The sequence below is a fragment of the Streptomyces lacrimifluminis genome (genome assembly GCF_014646095.1).
GTDB classification, from domain to species: domain Bacteria; phylum Actinomycetota; class Actinomycetes; order Streptomycetales; family Streptomycetaceae; genus Streptomyces; species Streptomyces lacrimifluminis.
The window spans coordinates 23778-49271 of the sequence record NZ_BMMU01000013.1 but is presented as its reverse complement, the minus strand read 5'-3'; the positions used below and the strand labels follow the sequence as shown (position 1 = coordinate 49271).

The following is a 25494-nucleotide window of genomic DNA, read 5'->3' as shown; positions in this document are numbered from 1 at the left end:
CGCACTGCCGCGGGCCCCGGAGGATGTCGTGAGCGACACACAGACTTTGATCGAGAACCGTCCGCCGTCCGTCGCCGGTCTTTTCCTGGATCGCGTGGCTGCCACGCCGGACGCCGAGGCCTACCGCTATCCGGTGCCGCCGGCCGCGGGTGAGGGCCCCGACGAATGGAAGTCGCTGACCTGGGCACAGGCCGCCGAGCGGGTCTACGCCATCGCCGCCGGCCTCATCGAACTGGGCGTGCAGCCGGAGCAGCGCGTCGCGCTCGCCTCCGCGACCCGCGTCGAGTGGATCCTCGGTGACCTGGGCATCATGTGCGCCGGCGCCGCCACGACCACGGTGTATCCGCAGACCAACGCCGACGAGTCGGCCTTCATCCTCTCCGACTCGGCCAGCAAGGTGCTGATCGCCGAGGACGTGACCCAGCTCGCCAAGGTGCAGGAGAAGCGCGCCGAGCTGCCCGAACTCACCCATGTCGTGGTCATCGACCCGGCCGGAGTCGAGAGCGGCGAGGGGGTGCTCACCCTCGCCGAGCTGGAGCAGCGCGGTGCCGCGTACCTGGAGAAGAACCCGGACCTGATCAAGGAGCGGGTCGGGGCCATCACGAAGGACCAGCTCGCGACCCTCATCTACACCTCCGGCACCACCGGCCGCCCCAAGGGGGTCCGGCTGCCGCACGACAACTGGTCGTACATGGCGAAGGCGATCGCCGCGACCGGGCTGGTCGGCGCGGACGACGTCCAGTACCTGTGGCTGCCGCTCGCCCACGTGTTCGGCAAGGTGCTGACCTCCGGCCAGATCGAGGTCGGGCACGTCACGGCCGTCGACGGCCGCGTCGACAAGATCATCGAGAATCTTCCGGTCGTGCAGCCGACGTACATGGCCGCGGTGCCGCGCATCTTCGAGAAGGTCTACAACGGGGTCGCGGCCAAGGCGCGGGCCGGTGGTGGCGCCAAGTACAAGATCTTCCAGTGGGCCTCCGAAGTCGCCCGCGAGTACGCCAAGGTCAGCCAGGACAACTTCCGGCGCACCGGTACCGCCTCCGTGCCCTTCGCGCTCTCCGCGAAGCACAAGGTCGCCGACGCGCTCGTGTTCGCCAAGATCCGCGAGGCCTTCGGCGGCAACCTGCGCGCCTGTGTCTCCGGATCGGCAGCCCTCGCACCCGAGATCGGCTTCTTCTTCTCCGGCGCCGGCATCCACATCCTGGAGGGCTACGGCCTCACCGAGTCCTCCGCCGCCTCCTTCGTCAACCCGGGCGAGGCCTACCGCACCGGTACGGTCGGCAAGCCGGTGCCCGGCACGGAGGTGCGCATCGCGGACGACGGCGAGATCCTGCTGCGCGGGCCCGGCATTATGGAGGGCTACCACGGCCTGCCCGAGAAGACCGCCGAGGTACTGGAGTCCGACGGCTGGTTCCACACCGGTGACATCGGCGAGCTGTCGCCGGACGGCTATCTGCGGATCACCGACCGCAAGAAGGACCTGATCAAGACGTCCAGCGGCAAGTACATCTCGCCCGCCGAGGTCGAGGGGCAGTTCAAGGCGGTCTGCCCGTACGTCTCCAACATCCTGGTCCACGGCGCCGACCGGAACTTCTGTACGGCCCTCATCGCGCTCGACGGGCCGTCCATCCTGGGCTGGGCGAAGGACAACGGGCTCGACGGGAAGTCGTACGCGGAGGTTGTCGCCGCGCCGGGCACGGTGGCTCTCATCGAGGGGTACGTCAAGGAGCTCAACGGAGGGCTTCAGCGCTGGCAGACCATCAAGAAGTTCCGGCTGCTGCCGCGGGATCTTGACATCGAGCACGGGGAGATCACGCCGAGTCTGAAGTTGAAGCGACCGGTTGTCGAGCGGGAGTACAAGCATCTGATCGATGAGATGTACGCGGGGGCGCGGGAGGCGTAGCGCGTTCGCACAGGGGGTGTGGGGGACCGGCGGCGGCTGCGGCGGCGCTCGCTGGGGCTGATCGCCGGTTCCCTGCGCCCCTGAGGTCCGGACGGGCGGCGCGGTTACGGGCCGGCGCGGTCTCGGGCCTGCGCGGTCAGCCGGGACGCCGTCGCGTTGACCGCTTCGGGGCCGTGTCCCGCCAACTGCCCGACAGGCCCTGCACCTTGGCGCGTCCGCCGAGCCGCCCCGCCGTACCGACCTCGCGCGGTCCGGGGCACCTCGCCGGTGGACGACGGCACCTGGTCGACCACCTTGTGCACGATCAGGCTGAGCCGGCGCAGATCACCGCGCAGCTCCCGTTTCCCGTCGTGCGGATCGTCCGCTGGGCCGGATGGCCGTCGGGCACCGCGTCCCGTACGCGTGCCGCGTTCGCCGCCCTGGGCGCGAGGGCGCCATGCGGGTTGTGGGTTGAGGGTTGCGGTCCATGATCTGGTTGGACCGGGCCGGTTTCCGCCACCTCGGTGAAGTCGTCGGCCGGGCCGCTGCCGTCCCGGTGAGCGGTGGACGCGGATCGGATGCCCGAATCTGTCCGTCTTCGAGCACTTCCGTAGCACTGTTCTCACCCATGGCGGCCCACTTCGTCACTCGGCGCTCATGGGCGTGGTCGGTCTGTCACTCTGTCCGCGTCCACTGAGGTGTATTCGTACGAACTGCCCGGGGAGCTGCCCATGGGGGTCATTCCGACGCAACGGGAGACCGCGCCCCGTGCGCCGTCCCGCGCGCCCGGCACGCCCGCGCGTCGGGGTGCGGACCGGCGCGCGGTCGCCCACGCCACGCTCGGCGGCGGCCCCCTCGCGCCCGGCGTCGCCCGGGGCCTCGTACGCGCCGCCCTCGCCGAATGGGCCAGGCTCGGGCTGCCAGGCGCCGCCTCGCTGCCCGACCGGCTCACCGACGACGCCATGGTAGTCGTCAGCGAACTCGTCACCAACGCCGTCGTCCACGCGGGGACGGACGTGGAACTGCAGTGCCGCCTGGAGGCGTCGGGAGAGCCGGAGGAGAGCGAGAGGGGTGAGGAGGGGGAGGGAGAGGGGGAGGTCGGCGTCGCGCTCGTCGTCGAGGTGTCCGATCACCATCCCTCCCGCGCGCCCCGGGACGGTAGCGTCGAACTGCCGTACGAGATACCGGAGTACGGGCGTGGCCTTCGCCTCGTCTCCCTACTCTCCGAGGCCTGGGGGGTCACCTATCGCACCGGCATCAAGACGGTCTGGGCGCGGCTCCCCGCCGAAGGCATGACGGTCGACGACGACCTGGACGCGTACGCCGGCACACAGGCCCTCGGGCACGGGTTACGGGTCGCCGAGATCCTCGCCCCCGAGCCGCAGCGCAGCCCAGGTGATCAGGAGTGGCTCGATCACGGCGCCCTCTCCTTCCTCGCGGAGGCCTCGGACCTGCTCGCCGGGCAGCTCGACGAGGACCTCGTCGCCGCGCTCACCGGACAGCTCCTCGTGCCGCGCCTCGCCGACTGGTGCGCGGTGTGGCTGGAGGACGAGTCCATGGGACGCGGAAGCTGGGGCGACGGAGGCGTAGGCGGGGACGCGGGGCACACCGGGCCGGGGCCGCGGCTCGCCCGGGTCTGGCACGGCAGCGAGGACCGTATCGAGGAGCTGCGCCGCGCCCTGGAGAAGGACCCGCCGCGCCCGCCCGACACCACCAGGACCGGGCCGGTCACCGTGCCCTGGCCCGGCGAGGCGCTCGGCGGGCACGCGGAGATCGGCTCCGCGCTCGCCTACCGGCTGGTCGCGGGCGGTCGGCCGCTCGGCACGCTGGTCATCGGTCGGGCCGGGACGATCCGCTTTCCCGACGAGGTCACCGGCCTGGTCGAGGATCTCAGCCGCCGCGTCGCGCTCGCCATCGGCGCCGCCCGTCAGTACGCCCGCCAGGCCACCATCAGCCGCATCCTCCAGCGCGGCCTGCTGCCCGGCGCCGTCGCCGAGATCCCCGGCGTCACCAGCGCCCTCGTCTACGAACCCGTCGACAAGGGCGGGCCCAGCGGAGACTTCTACGACCTCTTCCCGGCCGGCGACGGCCGCTGGTGCTTCGCCGTCGGCGACGTCCAGGGCAAGGGTCCGGAGGCCGCCGTGGTGATCGGTCTCGCCCGGCCCTGGCTGCGGCTGCTCGCCCGCGAGGGCTACCGCGTCGCCGACGTCCTCGACCGCCTCAACCAGCTGCTCCTCGACGATGCCACGGAGACGGCGGACGCGGCGGCCCGCGCGCTGGTCGCGGCGGAGGGACGTCCCGCTGTGCCGGTGGGGGTGGTGGGTCCGGCGGGTTCGGTCACTTCGGCTGTCCCCGGTGTCCTGGCTTCGGCACGGCCCGGCGAGGGGCCGCAGACCCGCTTCCTCTCCCTCCTCTACGGCGAACTCGTGCCCTTCGACGGAGGCGTGCGCTGCACTCTCGCCTCGGCCGGGCATCCGCTGCCCCTGGTGCTCCGGGCGAGCGGTGACGTCCGTACCGCCGCCGAACCGCAGACGCTGCTCGGGGTCGTCGAGGACGAGACGTACACGAGCGGGAGCTTCGAGCTGCGGCCCGGCGACAGCCTGCTGTGCGTCACCGACGGGGTGACCGAGCGGCGCTGCGGGCCCCGTCAGTTCGACGACGGCGACGGGCTGGCGACCGCCCTCGCGGGCTGCGCCGGACTGAACGCGCAGCTGATCGCGGAACGTATCCACCAACTCGTGCACGAGTTCGGGGACAAGCCGCCCGAGGACGATCTGGCGCTGCTGGTGCTCCAGGCGGAGTCGCTCGGCGGGTGACTCGCGCCCGGGGCCGGGCAGGGCATCCGGTCCGTCGCGCGGGCCGCCCCGCCGGTGCTGGACAATGGAAGGCATGCCCTCCGCACTCCCCGACGGCGAACCCGTCCCCGAAGACGGTTCCCTGCCCGCCCCCGCGCTCGCCGGGGCCGCGGACCGTCCCCTCGGGTTCTACCTCCACGTCCCGTACTGCGCGACCCGCTGCGGATACTGCGACTTCAACACCTACACGGCGACCGAGCTGCGCGGCACGGGCGGTGTCCTGGCCTCCCGCGACAACTACGCGGACACCCTGATCGACGAGGTACGGCTGGCGCGGAAGGTCCTGGGCGACGACTCGCGCGAGGTCCGCACGGTCTTCGTGGGAGGCGGTACGCCGACGCTTCTGGCCGCCGACGATCTCGTACGGATGCTGGGCGCGATCCGTGACGAGTTCGGCCTCGCGGCGGACGCGGAGGTGACGACGGAGGCGAATCCGGAGTCGGTGGACGAGCGGTATCTGGCCACTCTGCGCGAGGGCGGATTCAACCGGATCTCGTTCGGGATGCAGAGCGCGCAACAGCACGTACTGAAGGTGCTGGACCGTACGCACACGCCCGGGCGTCCTGAGGCGTGCGTGGCGGAGGCGCGGGCCGTGGGGTTCGACCATGTGAACCTCGACCTGATCTACGGCACCCCGGGGGAGTCCGACGACGACTGGCGGTCCTCGCTGGAGGCCGTCCTCGGGGCCGGGCCGGATCACGTCAGCGCGTACGCCCTGATCGTGGAGGAGGGGACGCAGCTGGCTCGGCGTATCCGCCGGGGCGAGGTTCCGATGACCGACGACGACGTCCACGCGGACCGGTATCTGATCGCGGACGAGGTGCTGGGCGCGGCGGGTTACGAGTGGTACGAGGTGTCCAACTGGGCGACTTCGCGGGCTGCCCGGTGCCTCCACAACGAGCTGTACTGGCGCGGCGCCGACTGGTGGGGCGCGGGGCCCGGGGCGCACAGCCATGTGGGGGGCGTGCGGTGGTGGAACGTGAAGCATCCGGGGGCGTACGCGGGGGCGCTGGCGGCGGGGCGGTCGCCGGGGGCGGGGCGTGAGGTGCTGTCGGAGGAGGACCGGCGGGTGGAGCGGATCCTGCTGGAGCTGAGGCTGCGGGAGGGGGTGCCGTTGGCGCTGTTGCGCTCCGCTGGGCTGGTGGCTGCGGGGCGGGCGTTGGGGGAGGGGTTGCTGGAGGCGGGGCCCTATGGGGAGGGGCGGGCGGTGTTGACGTTGCGGGGGCGGTTGCTGGCGGATGCGGTGGTCAGAGATCTCGTGGACTGAGGGGCCGGGTTTCGCCCCCGCCGCCCCTACCCGTCCCATCCTGTTCCTGGGGGCTGCGCCCCCAGACCCCCGCTTCGGCCCTGAACGGGGCCTCGTCCTCAAACGCCGGACGGGCTGGATAGTCAGCCCCTCCGGCGTTTGAGGAGCGGGGGTTCGGGGGCAGCGCCCCCGAGGATGGGACGGGGTAAGGGCGGCGGGGGCGACAGACCGACTGGGGCTACTCCGGCGCCGTGACGAAGTCGATCAGTTCCTCCACGCGGCCCAGCAACTCCGGCTCCAGGTCCCGGTACGAACCCACCCGCGCCAGAATCGCCCGCCACACCGCCCCCGTGTTCTCCGGCCACCCCAGCTCCCTGCAGACCCCCGTCTTCCAGTCCTGGCCGTGCGGGATCCGGGGCCACCCCGGGATGCCCAGTGACGCCGGTTTCACCGCCTCCCACACGTCGATGTACGGATGTCCGACCACCAGCGCGTGTTCGCTCGTCACCGACTGCGCGATCCGGAACTCCTTCGTGCCCGGCACCAGGTGGTCCACCAGGATGCCCAGTCGTGCGTCCGGGCCCGGGGCGAACTCGGTCACGATCGCGGGGAGGTCGTCGATGCCCTCCAGGTACTCGACGACCACGCCCTCGACCCGCAGGTCGTCGCCCCACACCTTCTCGACCAGTTCGGCGTCGTGACGCCCCTCGACATAGATCCGCCCCGCCCGGGCCACCCGTGCCCGGGCACCGGGAACCGCCACCGAACCGGAAGCCGTACGGGACGGACGTACGGAGGACGAAGCAGAAGACGATCCCGGAGACGGGCGTACGAGGGTCACTGTCCTGCCCTCCAGCAGGAATCCGCTCGGCTCCAGCGGGAACACGCGGTGTTTGCCGAAGCGGTCCTCCAGGGTGACCGTGCCCGCCTCGCAGCGGATCACCGCGCCGCAGAAGCCCGTAGCCGGCTCCTCGACCACCAGGCCCGGGTCCGCGGGGACCTGCGGTACGGGCTTGGGCTTCTTCCACGGCGGGGTCAGGTCCGGAGAGTACTGGCGCATTCGCATGACGATAGGAGAAGCGGCGGTGTCGTCAGTCCACCGGCTCCCGCGACACGCCGAAACGCGTTGCCAGGGTGTCCCGTTGGGCCCGTACGAACGCCGCGTCCACCACCGCGCCGTGGCCGGGCACGTACAGGGCGTTCTCGCCGCCCAGGGAGAGGACGCGGTCGAGGGCCGTCGGCCAGTGCGACGGTACGGCGTCGGGGCCCGCCTGGGGTTCGCCCGACTCCTCGACCAGGTCGCCGCAGAAGACGACGGTCGGGTCGTCGCCGTCATCGGCACCGGGTACGACGACCACCAGGTCGTTGCGGGTGTGGCCCGGGCCGACCGTCCTCAGGAGGACTTTCGGGCCGTCGCCCAGTTCGATGTCGACGGTGAGATCCGCCCGGATGCGTCGGTGCGGGACGACCAGGGTGTCCGCCGCCTCCTCCGCGGCACGGACGTCCAGCCCGTTGCGCACCGCGTCCGCGCACAACGCCTCGCGCCCCGCTCTCCCGAATTCACCCCCTGTGGCCCCTCCAGCCCCTCCAGCCCCTGCGCCGTCCGTGCCCTCCGCGGCCAGGACATGCGCACCCGCGAACGCCGCCGCCCCGAAAACGTGATCGAAGTGGGGGTGGGTGAGTGCGACGAAGTCCACACGGCGGCCGGCGAGCTTCTGGGCCTCCAGGCGGAGTCGCGCGCCCTCCGCGAGGCTCGATCCCGCGTCGATCAGCAGGGCGCCGCCCGGCCCGGTCACCAGCCCCACCGTGCAGTCCCAGACCGGCAGCCGGCACCGGCCCACCCCGGCCGCCAGGCGCTCCCAGCCCAGGTCGTCCCACCTCGGCTCTTCCCAAGTCACCTTCATGCGGCGACGCTAGCCCGGAGAGGGCCCGAGGAGTGGGCGGACAGGTTGCTGCGGACACGACATCGCAGGGCAGGTCGGTACACGTCGGCAGATCGGCGCAGGCCGCCCTTGCCGGGGGTGTACCCGACAGCCGTACACTGGGCCGGGGAACTCTGGCACTCGCACGCGAAGAGTGCCAGGGAAGGCCAATGAAGGCCGAAGAGCCGAAGGATGGCCCGGGCGGGAGACCGGGTGCCGGGTAGGGCCGGGTAGGCGCAACAGGGGACGACAGCAGCTGGAGGTGTGCGCGATGCTCAGTGAACGCAGGCTCGAAGTGCTGCGCGCGATCGTCCAGGACTATGTCGGCACCGAGGAGCCGGTCGGGTCCAAGGCGCTCACCGAGCGGCACAACCTCGGGGTCTCGCCGGCGACCGTCCGCAACGACATGGCGGCGCTGGAGGACGAGGGCTTCATCGCCCAGCCCCACACCAGCGCCGGGCGCATTCCTACGGAAAAGGGCTACCGGCTCTTCGTCGACAGGCTCGCCGGCGTCAAGCCGATGACGGCGCCCGAGCGGCGTGCCATCCAGAACTTCCTGGACGGCGCTGTCGACCTCGACGACGTCGTGGGGCGGACAGTGCGGCTGCTCGCCCAGCTGACGCGGCAGGTCGCCGTCGTGCAGTATCCGTCGCTCACCCGGTCGACCGTGCGGCACGTGGAGCTGCTCTCGCTCGCTCCCGCGCGCGTGATGCTCGTGCTGATCACGGACACCGGCCGCGTGGAGCAGCGGGTGATCGACTGCCCGGCGCCCTTCGGGGAGACCTCTCTGGCGGATCTACGCGCGCGGCTCAACAGCCGGGTCGCGGGCCGTCGCTTCGCGGACGTTCCGCAGCTCGTGCAGGACCTCCCGGACGCCTTCGAGGTGGAGGACCGGGGCACGGTCGCGACGGTGCTCTCCACCCTCCTGGAGACGCTCGTCGAGGAGGCCGAGGAGCGGCTGATGATCGGCGGAACCGCCAATCTGACCCGCTTCGGACATGACTTTCCCCTCACTATCCGGCCGGTACTGGAAGCTCTGGAGGAACAGGTCGTACTTCTCAAACTCCTTGGTGAGGCCGGGGATTCGAGCATGACCGTACGAATCGGTCACGAGAACAAATACGAGGGACTCAACTCAACGTCCGTCGTGTCGGTCGGCTACGGTTCGGGCGGCGAGGCAGTGGCCAAGCTCGGCGTGGTCGGACCGACCCGCATGGACTACCCGGGAACGATGGGAGCGGTACGCGCAGTGGCACGGTACGTCGGACAGATCCTGGCGGAGTCGTAAGTGGCCACGGACTACTACGCCGTACTCGGCGTGCGCCGCGACGCGTCCCAGGACGAGATCAAGAAGGCGTTCAGGAGGCTCGCCCGCGAGCTGCACCCGGACGTCAACCCCGATCCGAAGACGCAGGAGCGGTTCAAGGAGATCAACGCCGCGTACGAGGTGTTGTCGGACCCGCAGAAGAAGCAGGTCTACGACCTCGGAGGCGACCCCCTCTCGCAGGCGGGCGGTGGCGCGGGCGGCTTCGGCGCCGGTGGCTTCGGGAACTTCTCGGACATCATGGACGCGTTCTTCGGAACGGCGTCCCAGCGGGGGCCGAGGTCGCGTACGCGGCGCGGCCAGGACGCGATGATCCGGCTCGACATCGAACTCGACGAAGCCGCCTTCGGGACGACCAAGGACATCCAGGTCGACACGGCCGTGACGTGCGGCACCTGTAGTGGTGAGGGTGCGGCGCCGGGGACCTCGGCCCAGACCTGCGACATGTGTCGCGGGCGCGGTGAGGTTTCCCAGGTGACGCGGTCCTTCCTCGGACAGGTCATGACGTCGCGGCCCTGCCCGCAGTGCCAGGGGTTCGGGACCGTCGTCCCGACGCCGTGCCCCGAGTGCGCGGGGGACGGACGGGTGCGCTCGCGCCGGACGCTGACCGTGAAGATTCCCGCGGGCGTCGACAACGGTACGCGGATCCAGCTCGCCGGTGAGGGTGAGGTGGGGCCCGGTGGTGGTCCCGCCGGTGACCTGTACGTCGAGATCCATGAGCTGCCGCACGCGCAGTTCCAGCGGCGCGGGGACGATCTGCACTGCACGGTGACTCTTCCGATGACGGCGGCGTCGCTGGGTACGAAGGTGCCGTTGGAGACGCTCGACGGGCTGGAGGAGGTCGACATCCGTCCGGGCACGCAGTCCGGGCAGTCGATTCCGCTGCACGGGCGGGGAGTGACGCATCTCCGGGGTGGCGGGCGCGGTGATCTCCTGGTGCATGTCGAGGTCATGACTCCTTCGAAGCTTGATCCCGAGCAGGAGCGGTTGCTGCGGGAGCTGGCGAAGCTGCGGGGTGAGGAGCGGCCCATGGGGCAGTTCCAGCCCGGGCAGCAGGGGTTGTTCTCGCGGTTGAAGGACGCGTTCAACGGGCGCTGATGGTGGGGGCGGGGGAGTTTTTCGCCCCCGCCGCCCTTACCCTGCCCATCCCGTTCCTGGGGGCTGCGCCCCCAGACCCCCCATCGCGCTGAACGCGCTCGTCCTCAAACGCCGGACGGGCTGGATGGTGGCTGTCAGGCGTAAGGCCTGTTTCGGACTTGTGCGGGGGACGTGACACCATGCCGTCATGTCCTCCGCGCTGACCGATCTCTTCCCTCACCCGATCGTGCAGGCCCCCATGGCGGGCGGCGTTTCCGTCCCGCAGCTCGCCGGAGCCGTCGCCGAAGCGGGCGGGCTCGGGTTCCTTGCCGCCGGGTACAAGACCGCGGACGGGATGTACCAGGAGATCAAGCAGTTGCGCGGGCTCACCGGGCGTCCGTTCGGCGTGAACCTGTTCATGCCACAGCCCGAGCACGCCGAGCCCGCCGCCGTCGAGGTCTACGCCCATCAGCTCGCCGGTGAGGTCACCTGGTACGACACCGAGCTGGGCGACCCGGACAGCGGACGCGACGACGGTTACGACGCCAAGCTCGCCGTGCTCCTCGACAACCCGGTCCCGGTCGTCTCCTTCCACTTCGGGGTGCCCAGCAGCGACGTACTGGACTCCCTGCGCCGCGCCGGCACCCTCACGCTGGTCACCGCGACCACCGCCGAGGAGGCCCTCGCCGTACAGCGGGCCGGGGCCGACGCGGTGATCGTGCAGGGCGTCGAGGCCGGTGGCCATCAAGGCACCCATCGTGACAACGCCGAGACGGACGGGTCCGCGATAGGGCTGCTCTCCCTCATCGCCCAGGTCCGCGAGACCGTCGATCTTCCCCTCGTCGCCGCCGGCGGGCTCATGCGCGGCAGCCAGATCGCCGCCGTCCTCGCCGCGGGCGCGTGCGCCGCCCAGCTCGGCACCGCCTTCCTCGCCACCCCGGAATCCGGCGCCCACGCCCTGCACAAGCAGGCGCTGACCAACCCCCTCTTCGTCCGTACGGAGCTGACCCGCGCGTTCTCCGGCCGGCCCGCCCGGGGACTGGTGAACCGTTTCCTGCGTGAGCACGGCCCGTACGCGCCCGCCGCCTACCCCGAGGTCCACCACCTCACCTCGCCGCTGCGCAAGAAGGCCGCCGCGTCCGGCGACGCGCAGGGCATGGCGCTCTGGGCGGGCCAGGGGCACCGGATGGTCCGCGAACTTCCGGCGGGGGAACTGGTCAGGGTGTTGGCGGACGAGATCGAGGTTGCGCGGGCCGTGTTGCTGGACGGGGGCGAGCGTTCGTGACCGCTCCCGTTTTCGTCGTCGAGACCTTTCCCCCGCACCTTGCCGCCGCCGGTGGCGGGCAGTACGTCCTGGACGGGGCCGAAGGGCGCCACGCCGTCTCCGTGAAGCGGATGCGGGCCGGTGAGACGGTCGTCCTCACCGACGGGGCCGGGCGCTGGGCGGAGGGCGAGGTCATCGCCGCCGAGGGCAAGGACCGACTGGTTCTGCGACTCGGGGTGGTGGTCGAGGAAGCGGTGGAGTCGCCTCGCATCACCGTCGTCCAGGCCCTTCCCAAGGGTGACCGGGGCGAGTTGGCCGTCGAGACGATGACCGAGACGGGCGTCGACGCCATCGTTCCCTGGGCCGCCTCGCGGTGCGTCACGCAGTGGCGGGGGGATCGTGGGCTGAAGGCGCTCGCCAAGTGGCGGGCCACCGCCAGGGAAGCCGGTAAGCAGTCCCGCCGGGTGCGTTTCCCCGAGGTCGCGGACGCCGCGTCGAGCAAGCAGGTCGCCGCGCTGCTCACCAAGGCCGACTTCGCCGCCGTACTGCACGAGGACCGTGCGTACGGCAGTGCCGCGCTCGCCACCGCCCAACTCCCGTCCGCCGGCGAGATCGTGCTGGTCGTCGGACCCGAAGGAGGCGTCTCCCCCGAGGAGTTGGCCCTCTTCGAGGAGGCGGGGGCGAAGGCGTACCGGCTCGGGGCCAGTGTGCTGCGTACCTCCACGGCCGGTACCGCCGCGACGGCGCTGTTGCTCGGCCGTACCGGTCGCTGGTCCTGACCTCGTTCCCTCGTACGGCAGTTCGTTCTCCGGCGATCCTTCGCGAAGTTGCTTGCGCGCATGTCCGCATACACCCTTCCGCGGGGGGCGGGACGGTGGCAGGCTGCCCTTCCATGGTGGCTTTGAGGCGGATTCGGCCTCGGCCGCGCGGGCGCCGCAGGGCGGTCGCGGTGGCCGGACTCGTGGCGGCCGTCGTGGGGGGTGTCGTCGCCTGTGATCCCGGTGGGCTCGGTTCCGCCACCGTGGCCTACACCACCGACCAGACGACGACGAAGGAGCTGGAGCGGCGGAACGTCGGCGTCCAGTGGCTCACCTGCACGGCCTCGGTCGACAGCGGCAACAGCAACAGCAACAAGGTCTCCACGTCCGGGAGTTCGCCCACGCCGAGCGAGATCCCCGTCGCCGACGTCGACTGCCAGGGCAAGACGACGGACGGCAAGGACATCACCGTCACCGGCAAGGTGACGCGCGCCGTCAACGGCAGGTGCGTACGCGGGGACCTCACCGCCAAGGTCGACGGCAAGCAGTGGTTCCGCGTCAGCGGCCTCGGCAACTGTGACGCGCCCAGCACCCCGACGCGCACCGCACCCGTCACCTGGCAGCCTCCGGACGACGGACAGCCCGCGCCGACCGTGACCGTCACCGTGACGAGGACCATCTGGTGCCAGGAGAACCCGAACTGCCTGCCCGTCGAGGGCAAATGAGCGGGTCAACAGAGCGCCCGGGCCTCGGTGGGTTGTGCATCAAGTGATCCAAACCCCTGTCCGGAGGCGTGCTCGTTGCCTAGGGTGATCGGGTGACTCAGCCCTCTTCGCCTGCGTATCTCCGGTTTCCGCATCTGCACGGCGACCTGGTCGCCTTCACCGCCGAGGACGACGTCTGGGTCGCCCCGCTCGACGGCGGCCGGGCCTGGCGCGTCAGCGCCGACAACGTGCCGGCGAACCATCCCCGTATCTCGCCGGACGGCACCCGTCTCGCCTGGACCTCCACCCGCGACGGCGCACCCGAGGTGCATGTCGCCCCGATCGACGGCGGGGCCACCAACCGGCTGACCTACTGGGGCAGTTCGAGGACCCAGGTGCGCGGCTGGACACCGGACGGGCAGGTCCTCGCCATCAGTACCCAGGGGCAGGCCAGTCTGCGCCGCTCCTGGGCCCGGGCCGTGCCCCTCGACGGTGGTCCGGCAACCGTCCTGCCGTACGGGCCTGTTGGCGATGTCGCGTACGGTCCGGCGACCGTTCTTCTCTCCGCTCCCATGGGGCGTGAGGCGGCCTGGTGGAAGCGCTATCGGGGTGGTACGGCGGGCAAGTTGTGGATCGACAGGGACGTCCGCGACGGGGAAGGCGCCGGCGAGTTCGTACGGCTGCACGCCGATCTCGACGGGAACCTCGAATACCCGGTCTGGGTCGGGGAGCGCATCGCCTTCCTCTCCGATCACGAAGGGGTCGGGGCGCTGTACTCCTCCCTGGCCGACGGGGCCGACCTGCGGCGGCACACTCCGATCGACGGGTTCTACGCCCGGCACGCCGCGAGCGACGGCAGCCGGGTCGTCTACTCCTCCGCCGGTGAACTGTGGCTCCTCGACGACCTGGACGGGGCCGAGCCGCGTCGGCTCGACATCCGGCTCGGCGGGCAGCGCGTCGACCTCCAGCCCCATCCCGTCAGCGCCTCCCGGTGGTTCGGGTCCGGTGCGCCCGACCACACCGGACGCGGCAGCGCCATCGGGGTGCGCGGGTCCGTGCACTGGGTCACCCACCGGTCCGGTCCGGCTCGGGTGCTCGCTTCCGGGCACGGGGTACGGGCCCGGCTGCCCCGCGCCTTCCGCGTGGACGGCGAGGAGTGGGCCGTGTGGGTGACGGACGCGGAGGGCGACGACGCGCTGGAGTTCGCCCCGGCGACCGGTGTCGCACCGGGGACCACTCCGCGCCGGCTCGCCGCCGGGCAGCTCGGGCGCGTCCTCGGCCTCGCCATGGCGCCCGACGGCAGCCGGGCCGCGGTCGCCTCCCACGACGGGCGCGTCCTGCTCGTCGAGCGGGAGTCGGGGGAGGTGCGCGAGGTCGACCGCAGCGGCGACGGCGATGTCTCCGGGCTCGTCTTCTCGCCCGACTCGGCCTGGCTGGCCTGGTCCCACCCGGGGCCGCGTCCGCTGCGTCAACTCAAGATCGCCAACACCACCGATCTGTCGGTGACCGAGGCGACGCCGCTCCGGTTCCGGGACTACTCGCCCGCCTTCACCGCCGACGGCAAGCATCTCGTCTTCCTGTCGGCGCGGTCCTTCGACCCCGTCTACGACGAGCACGTGTTCGACCTCGCTTTTGTCGGAGGTTCGCGTCCGCACCTCATCCCCCTCGCCGCGACCACGCCCTCGCCCTTCGGGCCACAGCGGCACGGGCGGCCCTTCGAGGCACCGGACAAGGACGAGACCCCCGACAGCGAGGGCGCCCCGGCCACCCGTATCGACCTCGACGGGCTCGCCGACCGCATCGTGCCGTTCCCGGTCGAGGCCGCCCGCTACTCCAACCTGCGCGCCGCCAAGGACGGCGTCCTGTGGCTGCGCCACCCGGTGCGCGGAGTCCTCGGCTCCTCCCGGGCCACCCCGGACGACCCCGACCCCAAGACCGAGCTGGAGCGGTACGACCTCGCCCAGAACCGCATCGAGCACCTCGCCGGAGACGCCGACCACTTCGCCGTCAGCGGCGACGGCAAACGCGTCCTGCTGTGGACCGACGGCAAGCTGAAGGTCGTACCCAGCGACCGGCGCGCCTCGAACGACGACGAGAGCGACTCGAACATCACCGTCGACCTGTCGCGCGTACGGCAGAGCGTCGACCCTGCCGTCGAGTGGCGGCAGATGTACGACGAGAACGGTCGCATCATGCGCGACAACTTCTGGCGGCCGGACATGGGCGGCACCGACTGGAACGGCGTCCTCGACCGCTACCGGCCGATCCTCGACCGGGTCGCCACCCACGACGACCTCGTCGACCTTCTCTGGGAGGTCCAGGGCGAGTTGGGCACCTCGCACGCCTACGTCACCCCGCGCGGCGGACGCGGCCACGGCGAGCGGCAGGGCCTCCTCGGCGCCGACATCTCCCGGCACGAGGACGGCCCCCAGGACACACCCCTGTGGCGCGTCGACCGCATCCTGCCCGCCGAGACCTCCGACCCCGACGGCGTCTCCCCGCTCGCCGCACCCGGCGTCGCGGTGCGCCCGGGTGACGCCGTCGTCGCGGTCGCCGGACAGCCCGTCGACCCGGTCGCCGGGCCCGGCCCGCTGCTCGTCGGTACGGCGGGCAAGCCCATCGAGCTGACCATCTCGCCGTCCGGCGGCGGCGACCCGCGCCACGTGGTCGTCGTACCCCTCGCGGACGAGGAGCCGCTCCGCTACCACGCGTGGGTCAACGACCGCCGGGCGTACGTCGCCGAGAAGTCCGGTGGGCGGCTCGGTTATCTGCACGTGCCCGACATGCAGGCGCCGGGCTGGGCCCAGATCCACCGTGACCTGCGGATCGAGGTCGCGAAGGAGGGTCTGGTCGTCGACGTCCGGGAGAACCGGGGCGGGCACACGTCCCAACTGGTCGTCGAGAAGCTGGCGCGGCGGATCGTCGGCTGGGACCTGCCGCGCGGGCTACGGCCGTACAGCTATCCGGAGGACGCGCCTCGCGGGCCCGTCGTCGCCGTCGCCAACGAGTTCTCGGGGTCGGACGGGGACATCGTCAACGCGGCGATCAAGGCGCTGGGGATCGGGCCGGTCGTCGGCACGCGGACGTGGGGCGGAGTGATCGGCATCGACAGCCGGTACCGGCTCGTCGACGGGACGCTGGTCACGCAGCCCAAGTACGCGTTCTGGCTTGAGGGTTACGGGTGGGGCGTGGAGAACCACGGGGTCGATCCGGATGTGGAGGTCGTGCAGGCTCCGCAGGACTACGCGGCCGGGCGGGATGTACAGCTGGACGAGGCGATTCGGCTGGCGCTGGAGTCGCTGGAGGAGCGGCCTGCGAAGACGGCGCCTGGGTTGCCGGAGCTGTAGGGGGTGCGGTGGGTGGGGGTGGGCGTGGGGTTCCTCGCCCCCGCCGCCCCCACCCGTCCCGTCCCGTTCCTGGGGGCTGCGCCCCCAGACCCCCGCTGTCGGCCCTGAAGGGGCCTCGCCCTCGAACTCCCCCAGAGGGGGGACCCCCAGACGGGCTAGAGGTGCGGGCCTCGGTTCAGGAAGGCCGGGCGGGTCGAAGTGTCAGGAGCGCTCGATACGATGCCGACGTAATGACGGTCGGCGCGAGGAGGCACACGCATGGCGGACGAGAGCGGGACACCGCAGGACGACTGTCTGTTCTGCAAGATTGTTGCCAAGCAGATCCCGGCGACGATCCTCCGGGAGACCGACACGACCCTCGCCTTCCGGGACATCAACCCCCAGGCGCCGACGCACGTCCTGGTGATCCCGAAGGTCCACCACCCCGACGCGGCCTCCCTCGCCGCCGCCGAACCGGGCGTCGCCGCCGATGTGCTGCGCGAGGCCGGGGAGATCGCCGTCGAGGAGAAGCTGGACAGCTACCGCGTCATCTTCAACACGGGCAGCGGTGCCGGCCAGACCGTCTTCCACGCCCACGCGCACATCCTCGGCGGGCGTGGCCTGCAGTGGCCGCCGGGGTAACGGGCCTTGTCCGCACGTGAACTGGTGGTCCTCGGCACCGCCAGCCAGGTACCCACCCGGCACCGCAACCACAACGGCTACCTCCTCCGCTGGGACGGCGAGGGGATCCTCTTCGATCCCGGCGAGGGCACACAGCGCCAGATGCTGCGTGCCGGGGTCGCCGCCCACGACCTCAACCGGATCTGCGTCACGCACTTCCACGGGGACCACTCGCTCGGGCTCGCCGGCGTCATCCAGCGCGTCAACCTCGACCGTGTCCCGCACGAGGTGACCGCGCACTATCCGCGCTCCGGGCAGAAGTTCTTCGACCGGCTGCGGTACGCCACCGCCTACCGCGAGACCGTCGAGATCGGTCAGGCGCCGGTGGCGGGGGAGGGGGGAGTGCTGGCGACGACGGGCGGGTATCGGCTCGAAGCCCGGAAGCTCTCGCACCCCGTCGAGTCGTACGGCTATCTCCTCGTCGAGCCCGACGGGCGCCGCATGCTGCCGGAGCTGCTCGCCGCGCACGGGATCAAGGGGCCGGACGTCGGACGCCTCCAGCGAAAGGGCTCCCTCGGCTCCGTCACCCTCGACGACGTCAGCGAGCTGCGGCGCGGACAGCGGTTCGCCTTTGTGATGGACACCCGGTTGTGCGAGGGGGTGCACGCGCTGGCCGAAGGGTGCGACATGCTCGTCATCGAGTCGACCTTTCTCGACGAGGATCTGCAACTCGCCGCCGATCACGGGCACTTGACCGCCGGGCAGGCGGGGGCCGTCGCGCGGGAGGCCGGCGTACGGCATCTCGTCCTCACCCACTTCAGCCAGCGCTACTCCGATCCGGCCGAGTTCGAGCGGCAGGCGCGGGCGGCGGGGTACGAGGGGGAGCTGACCGTCGCCTACGACCTACTGAGGGTGCCGGTTCCGAAACGCCGGTAAACCGGTCGTACGATTCTTTGATGTCCCTCCCCAAAGCTGAACTACACCTCCATATCGAAGGCACCCTCGAACCCGAGCTGGCCTTCGCGCTCGCCGCTCGCAACGGTTTCGCGCTGCCGTACGCCGACACCGACGAGCTGCGGAAGGCGTATCTCTTCGAGGACCTGCAGTCCTTTCTGAACCTGTACTACGAGCTCATGGCCGTCCTGCGCACCGAGCAGGACTTCGCGGACCTCGCGAACGCCTATCTCGCGCGGGCCGCCGCGCAGGGCGTACGGCATGCGGAGATCTTCTTCGATCCGCAGGCCCACCTCGCCCGGGGTGTGAGCATGGGGACGGTCGTCGACGGGTTGTGGCGGGCGTTGGGGGAGAGCGAGTCCGCGCACGGCATCTCCACTCAGCTCATCATGTGTTTCCTGCGCGACGAGTCCGCCGAGTCGGCGATGGAGACGCTGGAGGCGGCCAAGCCGTACCTCGACCGGATCGCCGGGGTCGGGCTCGACTCCGCCGAGGTCGGGCATCCGCCGGTGAAGTTCCGCGAGGTGTACGAGGCTGCCGCCGGGCTGGGGCTGCGGCGGGTGGCGCACGCGGGGGAGGAGGGGCCGCCGGAGTACATCACCGAGGCCCTCGACATCCTCGGCGTCGAGCGGATCGACCACGGGCTGCGCTGCATGGAGGACCCGGAGCTGGTCGCGCGGCTCGTGCGGGAGCGGGTGCCGCTGACGCTGTGTCCGCTGTCCAACGTGCGGCTGCGGGCCGTCGACGTCCTGGCCGAGCACCCGCTGCCCGCGATGCTCGACGCCGGCCTCCTGTGCACGGTCAACTCCGACGACCCCGCCTACTTCGGCGGCTACGTCGGTGACAACTTCGGGGCCGTACGGGAAGCCCTGGGCCTGGGCGAGGAGCGGCTGCGGGAGCTGGCACGGAACTCCTTCCTCGCGTCGTTCCTGGAGCACGACGAGGAGCGCCGGGCGCGGTACCTCGCCGAGGTGGAGGCGTACGAGTTCGGGGGGTGACCGTCTCCCGCAGGCGCCACGTGCGGGTTCCGGGGCGGGAGCGACGGGTTGCTGTCAGTGGTGTGGTGCAGACTGGCCTGATCCGCACCATCGTCAGGGAGCGCACCGTGATCGCGTCCACCGCGTCCACCGGAGAGGGATCGTCCCACCGCCAGGCCCAGGTCGATCCCCTGGCCGCCCTGCGCACGCCCGGCGAACCGCCGTGGGACGTGTATCTGACGGGCACCGTCTTCCTCGACATCATCTTCACCGGGCTCGCTTCCGCCCCCGTGCGCGGCACCGAGTCCTGGGCGCGCGGGATGGGGTCCAGCCCTGGCGGGGTCGCCAACATGGCCACCGCGCTCGCCCGGCTGGGGCTGCGGACCTCCCTCGCCGCCGCCTTCGGCGACGACCACTACGGGGAGTACTGCTGGGACGCCCTCGAACAGGGCGAGCACATCGACCTCTCCACGTCACGCACGGTCCCCGGCTGGCACTCCCCGGTCACTGTTTCGATGGCGTACGAGGGCGAGCGCACGATGGTCTCCCACGGCCACGAGCCGCCTCACGAGGAACCGGCGCCGGAGTGTCCGCCGCACTCCCGCGCCGCCGTCGCCTCCCTCACCCCGGGTGTCCGCGCCCCCTGGATCGCCCAGGCCGCCCGTAAGGGGGCCAGGATCTTCGGCGACGTCGGCTGGGACGACACCGGCCGCTGGGACCTCGCCGGCCTCGCCGACCTGGAGCACTGCGAGGCCTTCCTGCCCAACGCGGAGGAGGCGATGCGCTACACCCGCACCGATTGCCCCCGCAAAGCCGCCCGCGCGCTCACCGACCATGTGCCGCTCGCCGTGGTCACCCTCGGTGCCGAGGGCGCGTACGCGGTGGACGGGCGCACGGGGGAGACGGCCGAGGTGCCCGCCATCGCCGTCGAGGCACTCGACCCCACGGGCGCCGGCGATGTCTTCGTCGCGGGCTTCGTCACCGGCACCCTCGCCGACTGGCCGCTCGCCGACCGCCTCGCCTTCGCCGGTCTCACCGCCGCCCTCTCCGTCCAGGACTTCGGCGGCTCCCTCTCCGCACCCGGCTGGTCCGAGGTGGGGGCGTGGTGGCGCGAGATCCAGTCGCACCAGCACCAGGACCCCACTGCCCTGCGCCGGTACGCGTTCCTGGCGGACCTGGTGCCCAGGAGCGCCAGACCGCGCCCCTGGCCCCTGCGGCGGGCCGTTCCGACGATCGGTTTCCGCGGCTCGGCCTGAGCGTGGCCGCGGACCCACCGCGGACGCCGGACCCTGACCGCGGACGCGGGACGCGGGCCCCTGGACCCTTTCCGCGGATGCTGGACCCGTGCCGCAGAGCGGACCCCGGCCTACCGGCGCGCAGATGCCCGACCGTGACCGTGTACACCGGACCGTGAGCGAAAAGCCCTACGGCGTTGTCAGTGCACCGTCGTAGGCTGGGAGCGGAAGGCTACCCACGTGGTAAGCGAGCCTCATTGAGGAGGTCGTGCAGGCCTACAGGGCCGGCCCATGACTCAGACACCCACAGCTCAGCCCCCTGCGCGGGGGCAGGCACGAGCGCAGTTCACCGTCCCGGCCGCCCACCCCATGGTGACCCTGCTGGGTTCCGGCGACTCCCTCCTGCGCGTGATCGAAACGGCCTTCCCGGGGGTCGACATCCATGTCCGGGGCAATGAGGTCAACGCCACTGGCGAAGCGGGCGACGTCGCCCTCGTCCAGCGGCTGTTCGACGAGATGATGCTGGTGCTCCGCACCGGACAGCCGATGACGGAGGACGCAGTGGAACGCTCGATCGCCATGCTCAGAGCGAGCGGGAACGGGGAGGGCGACGGCGAGGAGACCCCGGCCGAGGTCCTCACGCAGAACATCCTGTCCTCGCGGGGGCGCACCATCCGCCCCAAGACCCTCAACCAGAAGCGCTATGTCGACGCCATCGACAAGCACACCATCGTCTTCGGCATCGGCCCGGCGGGTACCGGCAAGACGTACCTCGCCATGGCGAAGGCGGTGCAGGCGCTTCAGGCCAAGCAGGTCAGCCGCATCATCCTGACCCGCCCGGCGGTGGAGGCGGGGGAGCGCCTCGGCTTCCTGCCCGGCACGCTCTACGACAAGATCGACCCGTATCTGCGCCCGCTGTACGACGCGCTGCACGACATGCTGGACCCGGACTCGATCCCGCGCCTGATGGCGGCCGGGACGATCGAGGTCGCGCCGCTGGCATACATGCGAGGACGCACCCTTAATGATGCTTTCATCATCCTGGACGAGGCCCAGAACACCAGCGCCGAGCAGATGAAGATGTTCCTCACCCGCCTCGGCTTCGAGTCGAAGATCGTGATCACGGGTGACGTGACGCAGGTCGACCTCCCCTCCGGGACGAAGTCGGGTCTGCGGCAGGTGCAGGACATCCTCGAAGGCCTCGACGACGTCCACTTCTCGCGGCTCACCTCCCACGATGTCGTCCGGCACAAGCTGGTCGGCCGTATCGTCGACGCGTACGAGAAGTACGACAACGAGAACGGTACGGAGAACGGCACCCACAAGGGCGTCCGGGACAGCCGCAACAAACGGAAGTAGACAGACCAGCACCATGTCGATCGACGTCAACAACGAGTCCGGAACCGAGGTCGACGAGCAGGCGATCCTCGACATCGCCCGCTACGCGCTCGCGCGGATGCGCATCCACCCGCTCTCCGAACTCTCGGTGATCGTCGTGGACGCCGACGCCATGGAGCAGTTGCACATCCAGTGGATGGACCTGCCCGGTCCGACCGACGTCATGTCCTTCCCCATGGACGAGCTGCGTCCGCCGTCGAAGGACGACGACGAGCCGCCGCAGGGGCTTCTCGGTGACATCGTGCTCTGTCCCGAGGTCGCCGAGAAGCAGGGCAAGGAGGCCGAGACGCAGCACTCCATGGACGAGGAGCTCCAACTCCTCACCGTCCACGGCGTGCTGCACCTCCTCGGGTACGACCATGAGGAACCGGACGAGAAGGCCGAGATGTTCGGTCTCCAGGCCGCCATCGTCGACGGCTGGCGCGGCGAAAAGGGAATGACCGGCCCGTCGCCCGCCCCGACGGTGTCATGAACCCCCAACTCGTCACCGGTGCCATAGCGCTGGTCGTCGTCGCCTGGCTCGCCGCCTGCGCGGAGGCGGGCCTCGCGCGCGTCTCCAGCTTCCGCGCCGAGGAGGCCGTACGCAGTGGTCGGCGGGGCAGTGCCAAGCTCGCGCAGATCGCCGCCGACCCGACCCGCTATCTCAACGTGGCGCTGCTGGTGCGCGTGGCCTGTGAGATGGCCGCCGCCGCGCTCGTCACGTACGCCTGCCTCCAGGCGTTCGACCGGACCTGGCAGGCACTCGCCGTCGCCATCGGCGTGATGGTGCTCGTCTCGTACGTCGCCGTCGGGGTCTCGCCGAGGACCATCGGGCGTCAGCATCCCCTCAACACGGCCACGGCAGCCGCGTACGTCCTGCTGCCGCTCGCCCGTGTGATGGGGCCGATCCCCTACCTCCTCATCCTCATCGGCAACGCCCTCACGCCCGGAAAGGGCTTCCGGCGCGGCCCGTTCGCCTCCGAGGCGGAGCTGCGAGCGCTGGTCGACCTGGCCGAGAGGGAATCGCTGATCGAGGACGACGAGCGCCGCATGGTGCACTCCGTCTTCGAACTGGGCGACACCCTCGTTCGCGAGGTCATGGTCCCGCGTACGGATCTGGTCGTCATCGAGCGGTACAAGACGATCCGGCAGGCGCTCACTCTCGCGCTGCGCTCCGGGTTCTCGCGCATACCGGTCACCGGGGAGAGCGAGGACGACGTCGTCGGGATCGTGTATCTGAAGGACCTGGTCCGCAAGACGCACATCAGCCGGGACGCGGAGAGCGAGCTGGTGTCGAGCGCCATGCGGCCCGCCGCCTTCGTACCCGACACGAAGAACGCCGGTGACCTGCTCCGCGAGATGCAGCGCGACCGCAACCACGTCGCCGTCGTCATCGACGAGTACGGCGGCACGGCCGGCATCGTGACCATCGAGGACATCCTGGAGGAGATCGTCGGCGAGATCACCGACGAGTACGACCGTGAACTCCCGCCCGTGGAGGAACTGGGCGACGAGCGTCACCGCGTCACGGCCCGCCTCGACATCACCGACCTCGGTGAGCTGTACGGCCTTGAGGAGTACGACGACGAGGACGTGGAGACGGTGGGCGGGCTGCTGGCGAAGGCGCTGGGCCGCGTACCGATCGCCGGGGCCTCGGCCGTCGTCGAACTGCCCGACGGGCGCGAACTGCGGCTCACCGCGGAGGCTGCGGCGGGGCGCCGGAACAAGATCGTGACGGTGCTGGTGGAGCCGGCCGATCAGGCCGGTTCACCTGAAGAGGAGAAGGAGAAGGAGAGGGGCGAGGTGTGACTCCGCAGGAACTGCGCGCGTTCTGCCTGTCCTTCAACTCCGCTGCCGAGGACTTCCCGTTCAGCCTCGAGATCTCGGTCTTCAAGGTGCTGGGCAAGATGTTCGCCCTGTCCTGGACGGACAACCTGCCCCTGAAGGTCAACCTGAAGTGCGGCCCGGAGGACGCGATCCGGCTGCGCGCCGATCACCCGGGGCTGATCATCCCCGGCTACCACATGAACAAACGGCACTGGAACACGGTGACGGTGGACGGGGAGTTGCCCGATCAGCTCGTCCGGGAGCTGATCGAGGACTCCTACGACCTGGTGGTGGCCGGTCTGCCGCGCGCGGAGCGGTTGCGGCTCGACCGGCCCTGACGGGCTGTGACCGGATACGGTCCCGGTCCGACCGGCTCCGGTCCTAGTGCCGCTCTAGCACTCGCCGCGCCAGGTCACCTTGGTGAAGACGACGTCTTTGTTGAAGGTCATGGAGATTGCGCCCGGGTCGGGGTTGTAGTGCAGGCAGACCGAGGAGCCGCCGCCTATGCCGTCCGCCCATCTCCAGTCGACCTGGATGTGGTCGAAGCCAGGAAACGGTGTGCCGTTGTTGAAGATGGACCGGCCGGTCACCCCGCCCGACCAGTTGCCCTCCGACTTCAGGACGAGCCGACCCGTCTCCCATTCACCCGAGTAGACGCAGAAGTTGCCCTTGTCGCAGCCCGGCGGATCCGGGACGGCCGAGGCCGTCGGCGCCGCCCCCAGCACGCCGGCGAACGCCGCCACCGCGGCCAGGGCTCCAAGTGCGCGCTTGTTCATCACAGTTCTCCCTTTTGCTTCGAGGTCGTCTCACCACGAGGACGGCGAGTCGGCCCGCGCCGTATGAGTCCCGGGCCGTTTTCCGCCGCCCGGTCAGCAGACCGGTACTCCGGGAACCTGGTTCTCCGGCACGCTGAGGTAGATGTTCGTCATGTAGCCGCCGTACTGCGGCAGTTGGGCCCACCAGTCGTTGACGTAGGGCGGTTGGCTGACCTGCTGGCCGCGCTTCTGGCAGCCGACCAGGACCTCGACGCCGTCGGGCAGCGTCGTGATCGCGCCGGAGGTGGTCGTCGCCTGGGTGCGGACACGTACGCCGCTGCCCCAGGTGCCGACCCACGTACCGGCCGGGCGGGTGGCGCCGGGGACGTTCAGCGAACGGGTCAGCCGGCCGATGTCCGTGTAGGCCTTGCCGTAGGACGTTCCGCTGGGGTGCAGGGTGAAGACCGCCACGATGGAACGGTCGCCCGCGCCCACCACACCCGTCGAGTGGAGTGCCGGACGAGCGAGGTCGACGGCGTCGGCGCCCGCCTGCGTCCGTGCGGCCTTTCCGGTGGCCTCCTTCGCGACCGCTCCGTCCTGCTGCTTCGCGACCGCCGCGTTCGGCGCCGTGCATCCGCCGGAACTGAAGCCCGACCAGCCCTGCTTGACGGCCCAGGGCCGGTTGAAGGAGCCGGCGATGCCGAAGTGCTGGTCGTAGCCGTCGGTGGCGCAGCGGGTGGACTGCCGCAGGTCGCCGAGGAGGTAGTCGCGTGTCGCCGCGGGAGCGGAGTCCAGCATGTGGCGGTAGATCTTCACGGTGTCACGGGCCGAGAGAGCCGTGTAGCCCCAGTAGCCGGGGTGGGTCGACGGCGGCCGGGCGGTGTCGGTCAGGCCGAGCCGCGTGACCATCCGGTCGACGATCGCCCCCGAGCCGTTGCTCGCCCAGAACGTGCTCGCGGCCGTGTCGTCGCTGCCGCGCAGCATGGTGTCGATCCTGGCCCGGTCGGTGGCCGACAGGGCGTCGGGGCTGCGGTTCCAGAGAACGTCCAGGGCGATCAGCAGCTTCACCACGGACGCGGACCGGAACTGCCCGGCGCTGTTCACCTGCTCGGTGAACGTGCCGGTCTGGCGATCGAAGACGGCGACGCCCGCCGTCACCCCGGCCGGCACGTCGGCCTGAACCGCCGGGAGCGGTGAGGAGGAGGGTGATGCCGTGTTCGCGGCGGTCGCGGTGGTGCACACGAGCGCGGTGAGGGTGGCGGCCAACACGCCTGCCCGCACCGCGCCACGGCGGGCGGACCGGACAACGGTCCCGCCACGTGAGCTGCTCAAGGTCATCATGGTCATCCTCGGGATGGGTGGAAGACGTGCGTCGCTCGCACTACAGACA

At 70.9% G+C, this 25494-nt stretch carries 21 protein-coding genes and 1 pseudogene; 17 read left to right on the top strand and 5 right to left on the bottom strand.

Translation table 11 applies throughout. The features are described 5' to 3' along the window. Positions 1-28 precede the first annotated feature (28 nt). Entirely contained in the window at positions 29-1903 is a 1875-nt protein-coding gene (locus tag IEY89_RS20380) for an AMP-dependent synthetase/ligase (RefSeq protein WP_189148884.1), read from the top strand. A gap of 113 nt (positions 1904-2016) precedes the next feature. Here IEY89_RS20380 and IEY89_RS40755 read toward each other — a convergent pair. Next, positions 2017-2336: pseudogene (locus IEY89_RS40755) on the bottom strand (hypothetical protein); the annotation flags it as partial. Positions 2337-2613: 277 nt separating this feature from the next. Between IEY89_RS40755 and IEY89_RS20375 the strand changes: the two are divergent. Beyond that, positions 2614-4698, top strand: a complete 2085-nt coding sequence (locus IEY89_RS20375; RefSeq protein ID WP_189148883.1) for a SpoIIE family protein phosphatase — start codon at positions 2614-2616, stop codon at positions 4696-4698. Between the two features lie 73 nt (positions 4699-4771). Then, complete coding sequence (gene hemW / locus IEY89_RS20370) at positions 4772-6004, top strand: radical SAM family heme chaperone HemW (RefSeq protein WP_189148882.1); 1233 nt, start codon at positions 4772-4774, stop codon at positions 6002-6004. Between the two features lie 217 nt (positions 6005-6221). Here hemW and IEY89_RS20365 read toward each other — a convergent pair whose 3' ends face one another. Together IEY89_RS20365 and IEY89_RS20360 are read right to left on the bottom strand one after the other, a co-directional pair. Next, a complete protein-coding gene (locus IEY89_RS20365; protein WP_189148881.1) occupies positions 6222-7043 on the bottom strand; it encodes a DUF3097 domain-containing protein in 822 nt (273 codons plus the stop codon). A gap of 31 nt (positions 7044-7074) precedes the next feature. After that, positions 7075-7887, bottom strand: coding sequence for an MBL fold metallo-hydrolase (locus tag IEY89_RS20360; RefSeq protein WP_189148880.1), 813 nt, complete (start codon positions 7885-7887; stop codon positions 7075-7077). 289 nt (positions 7888-8176) lie between these two features. Between IEY89_RS20360 and hrcA the strand changes: the two genes are divergently transcribed. The 14 genes from hrcA (at position 8177) to IEY89_RS20290 (ending at position 23687) form a co-directional block, all read left to right on the top strand. Then, positions 8177-9193: a heat-inducible transcriptional repressor HrcA gene (gene hrcA, locus IEY89_RS20355; protein ID WP_189148879.1), complete on the top strand. Its 1017-nt coding sequence runs from the start codon at positions 8177-8179 to the stop codon at positions 9191-9193. After that, entirely contained in the window at positions 9194-10327 is a 1134-nt protein-coding gene (dnaJ, locus tag IEY89_RS20350) for a molecular chaperone DnaJ (protein WP_189148878.1), read from the top strand. Between the two features lie 187 nt (positions 10328-10514). Next, positions 10515-11591 carry a nitronate monooxygenase gene (locus tag IEY89_RS20345; RefSeq protein WP_189148877.1) on the top strand — a complete coding sequence of 359 codons (1077 nt, stop codon included), beginning with the start codon at positions 10515-10517 and terminating at the stop codon, positions 11589-11591. Next, positions 11588-12349, top strand: coding sequence for a 16S rRNA (uracil(1498)-N(3))-methyltransferase (locus IEY89_RS20340; protein ID WP_189148876.1), 762 nt, complete (start codon positions 11588-11590; stop codon positions 12347-12349). The genes IEY89_RS20345 and IEY89_RS20340 overlap by 4 nt, the downstream gene beginning before the upstream one ends. Before the next feature lie 113 nt (positions 12350-12462). Further along, positions 12463-13053, top strand: coding sequence for a hypothetical protein (locus IEY89_RS20335; protein WP_189148875.1), 591 nt, complete (start codon positions 12463-12465; stop codon positions 13051-13053). 92 nt (positions 13054-13145) lie between these two features. After that, a complete protein-coding gene (locus tag IEY89_RS20330) occupies positions 13146-16379 on the top strand; it encodes a S41 family peptidase (RefSeq protein ID WP_189148874.1) in 3234 nt (1077 codons plus the stop codon). A 258-nt stretch (positions 16380-16637) separates the two neighbouring features. After that, a complete protein-coding gene (locus tag IEY89_RS20325) occupies positions 16638-17000 on the top strand; it encodes a histidine triad nucleotide-binding protein (RefSeq protein ID WP_189148873.1) in 363 nt (120 codons plus the stop codon). Positions 17001-17006: 6 nt separating this feature from the next. Further along, positions 17007-17915, top strand: a complete 909-nt coding sequence (locus IEY89_RS20320; RefSeq protein WP_189148872.1) for a ribonuclease Z — start codon at positions 17007-17009, stop codon at positions 17913-17915. 20 nt (positions 17916-17935) lie between these two features. Then, complete coding sequence (locus tag IEY89_RS20315) at positions 17936-18931, top strand: adenosine deaminase (protein WP_189148871.1); 996 nt, start codon at positions 17936-17938, stop codon at positions 18929-18931. 107 nt (positions 18932-19038) lie between these two features. Continuing rightward, a complete protein-coding gene (locus tag IEY89_RS20310) occupies positions 19039-20166 on the top strand; it encodes a carbohydrate kinase family protein (RefSeq protein WP_189149018.1) in 1128 nt (375 codons plus the stop codon). Positions 20167-20436: 270 nt separating this feature from the next. Then, on the top strand, positions 20437-21504 hold the full coding sequence (locus tag IEY89_RS20305; protein ID WP_189148870.1) for a PhoH family protein: 1068 nt from the start codon (positions 20437-20439) through the stop codon (positions 21502-21504). Positions 21505-21517: 13 nt separating this feature from the next. Continuing rightward, the gene (gene ybeY, locus IEY89_RS20300; protein WP_189148869.1) at positions 21518-22015 is read left to right on the top strand and encodes an rRNA maturation RNase YbeY; all 498 of its coding nucleotides are present in this window, start codon (positions 21518-21520) and stop codon (positions 22013-22015) included. Further along, positions 22012-23331, top strand: coding sequence for a hemolysin family protein (locus tag IEY89_RS20295; protein ID WP_189148868.1), 1320 nt, complete (start codon positions 22012-22014; stop codon positions 23329-23331). The genes ybeY and IEY89_RS20295 overlap by 4 nt, the downstream gene beginning before the upstream one ends. Further along, a complete protein-coding gene (locus tag IEY89_RS20290; protein ID WP_189148867.1) occupies positions 23328-23687 on the top strand; it encodes an MmcQ/YjbR family DNA-binding protein in 360 nt (119 codons plus the stop codon). Before IEY89_RS20295 ends, IEY89_RS20290 begins: the two co-directional genes overlap by 4 nt. A gap of 54 nt (positions 23688-23741) precedes the next feature. On the opposite strand, the gene IEY89_RS20285 is transcribed toward IEY89_RS20290, so the two are convergent. Both IEY89_RS20285 and IEY89_RS20280 read right to left on the bottom strand, forming a co-directional pair. Continuing rightward, positions 23742-24125, bottom strand: coding sequence for a hypothetical protein (locus IEY89_RS20285; RefSeq protein ID WP_189148866.1), 384 nt, complete (start codon positions 24123-24125; stop codon positions 23742-23744). Positions 24126-24218: 93 nt separating this feature from the next. Further along, a complete protein-coding gene (locus tag IEY89_RS20280) occupies positions 24219-25436 on the bottom strand; it encodes a hypothetical protein (protein WP_229695328.1) in 1218 nt (405 codons plus the stop codon). Positions 25437-25494: the final 58 nt, after the last annotated feature.

Coding starts and splice junctions, on each gene's coding strand:
- IEY89_RS20325 (WP_189148873.1), top strand. CDS start 16,638: ATGGCGGACGAGAGCGGGACACCGCAGGACGACTGTCTGTTCTGCAAG.
- IEY89_RS20365 (WP_189148881.1), bottom strand. CDS start 7,043: ATGCGCCAGTACTCTCCGGACCTGACCCCGCCGTGGAAGAAGCCCAAG.
- IEY89_RS20335 (WP_189148875.1), top strand. CDS start 12,463: ATGGTGGCTTTGAGGCGGATTCGGCCTCGGCCGCGCGGGCGCCGCAGG.
- ybeY (WP_189148869.1), top strand. CDS start 21,518: ATGTCGATCGACGTCAACAACGAGTCCGGAACCGAGGTCGACGAGCAG.
- IEY89_RS20345 (WP_189148877.1), top strand. CDS start 10,515: ATGTCCTCCGCGCTGACCGATCTCTTCCCTCACCCGATCGTGCAGGCC.
- IEY89_RS20305 (WP_189148870.1), top strand. CDS start 20,437: ATGACTCAGACACCCACAGCTCAGCCCCCTGCGCGGGGGCAGGCACGA.
- hrcA (WP_189148879.1), top strand. CDS start 8,177: ATGCTCAGTGAACGCAGGCTCGAAGTGCTGCGCGCGATCGTCCAGGAC.
- IEY89_RS20295 (WP_189148868.1), top strand. CDS start 22,012: ATGAACCCCCAACTCGTCACCGGTGCCATAGCGCTGGTCGTCGTCGCC.
- IEY89_RS20285 (WP_189148866.1), bottom strand. CDS start 24,125: ATGAACAAGCGCGCACTTGGAGCCCTGGCCGCGGTGGCGGCGTTCGCC.
- IEY89_RS20375 (WP_189148883.1), top strand. CDS start 2,614: ATGGGGGTCATTCCGACGCAACGGGAGACCGCGCCCCGTGCGCCGTCC.
- IEY89_RS20360 (WP_189148880.1), bottom strand. CDS start 7,887: ATGAAGGTGACTTGGGAAGAGCCGAGGTGGGACGACCTGGGCTGGGAG.
- hemW (WP_189148882.1), top strand. CDS start 4,772: ATGCCCTCCGCACTCCCCGACGGCGAACCCGTCCCCGAAGACGGTTCC.
- IEY89_RS20315 (WP_189148871.1), top strand. CDS start 17,936: ATGTCCCTCCCCAAAGCTGAACTACACCTCCATATCGAAGGCACCCTC.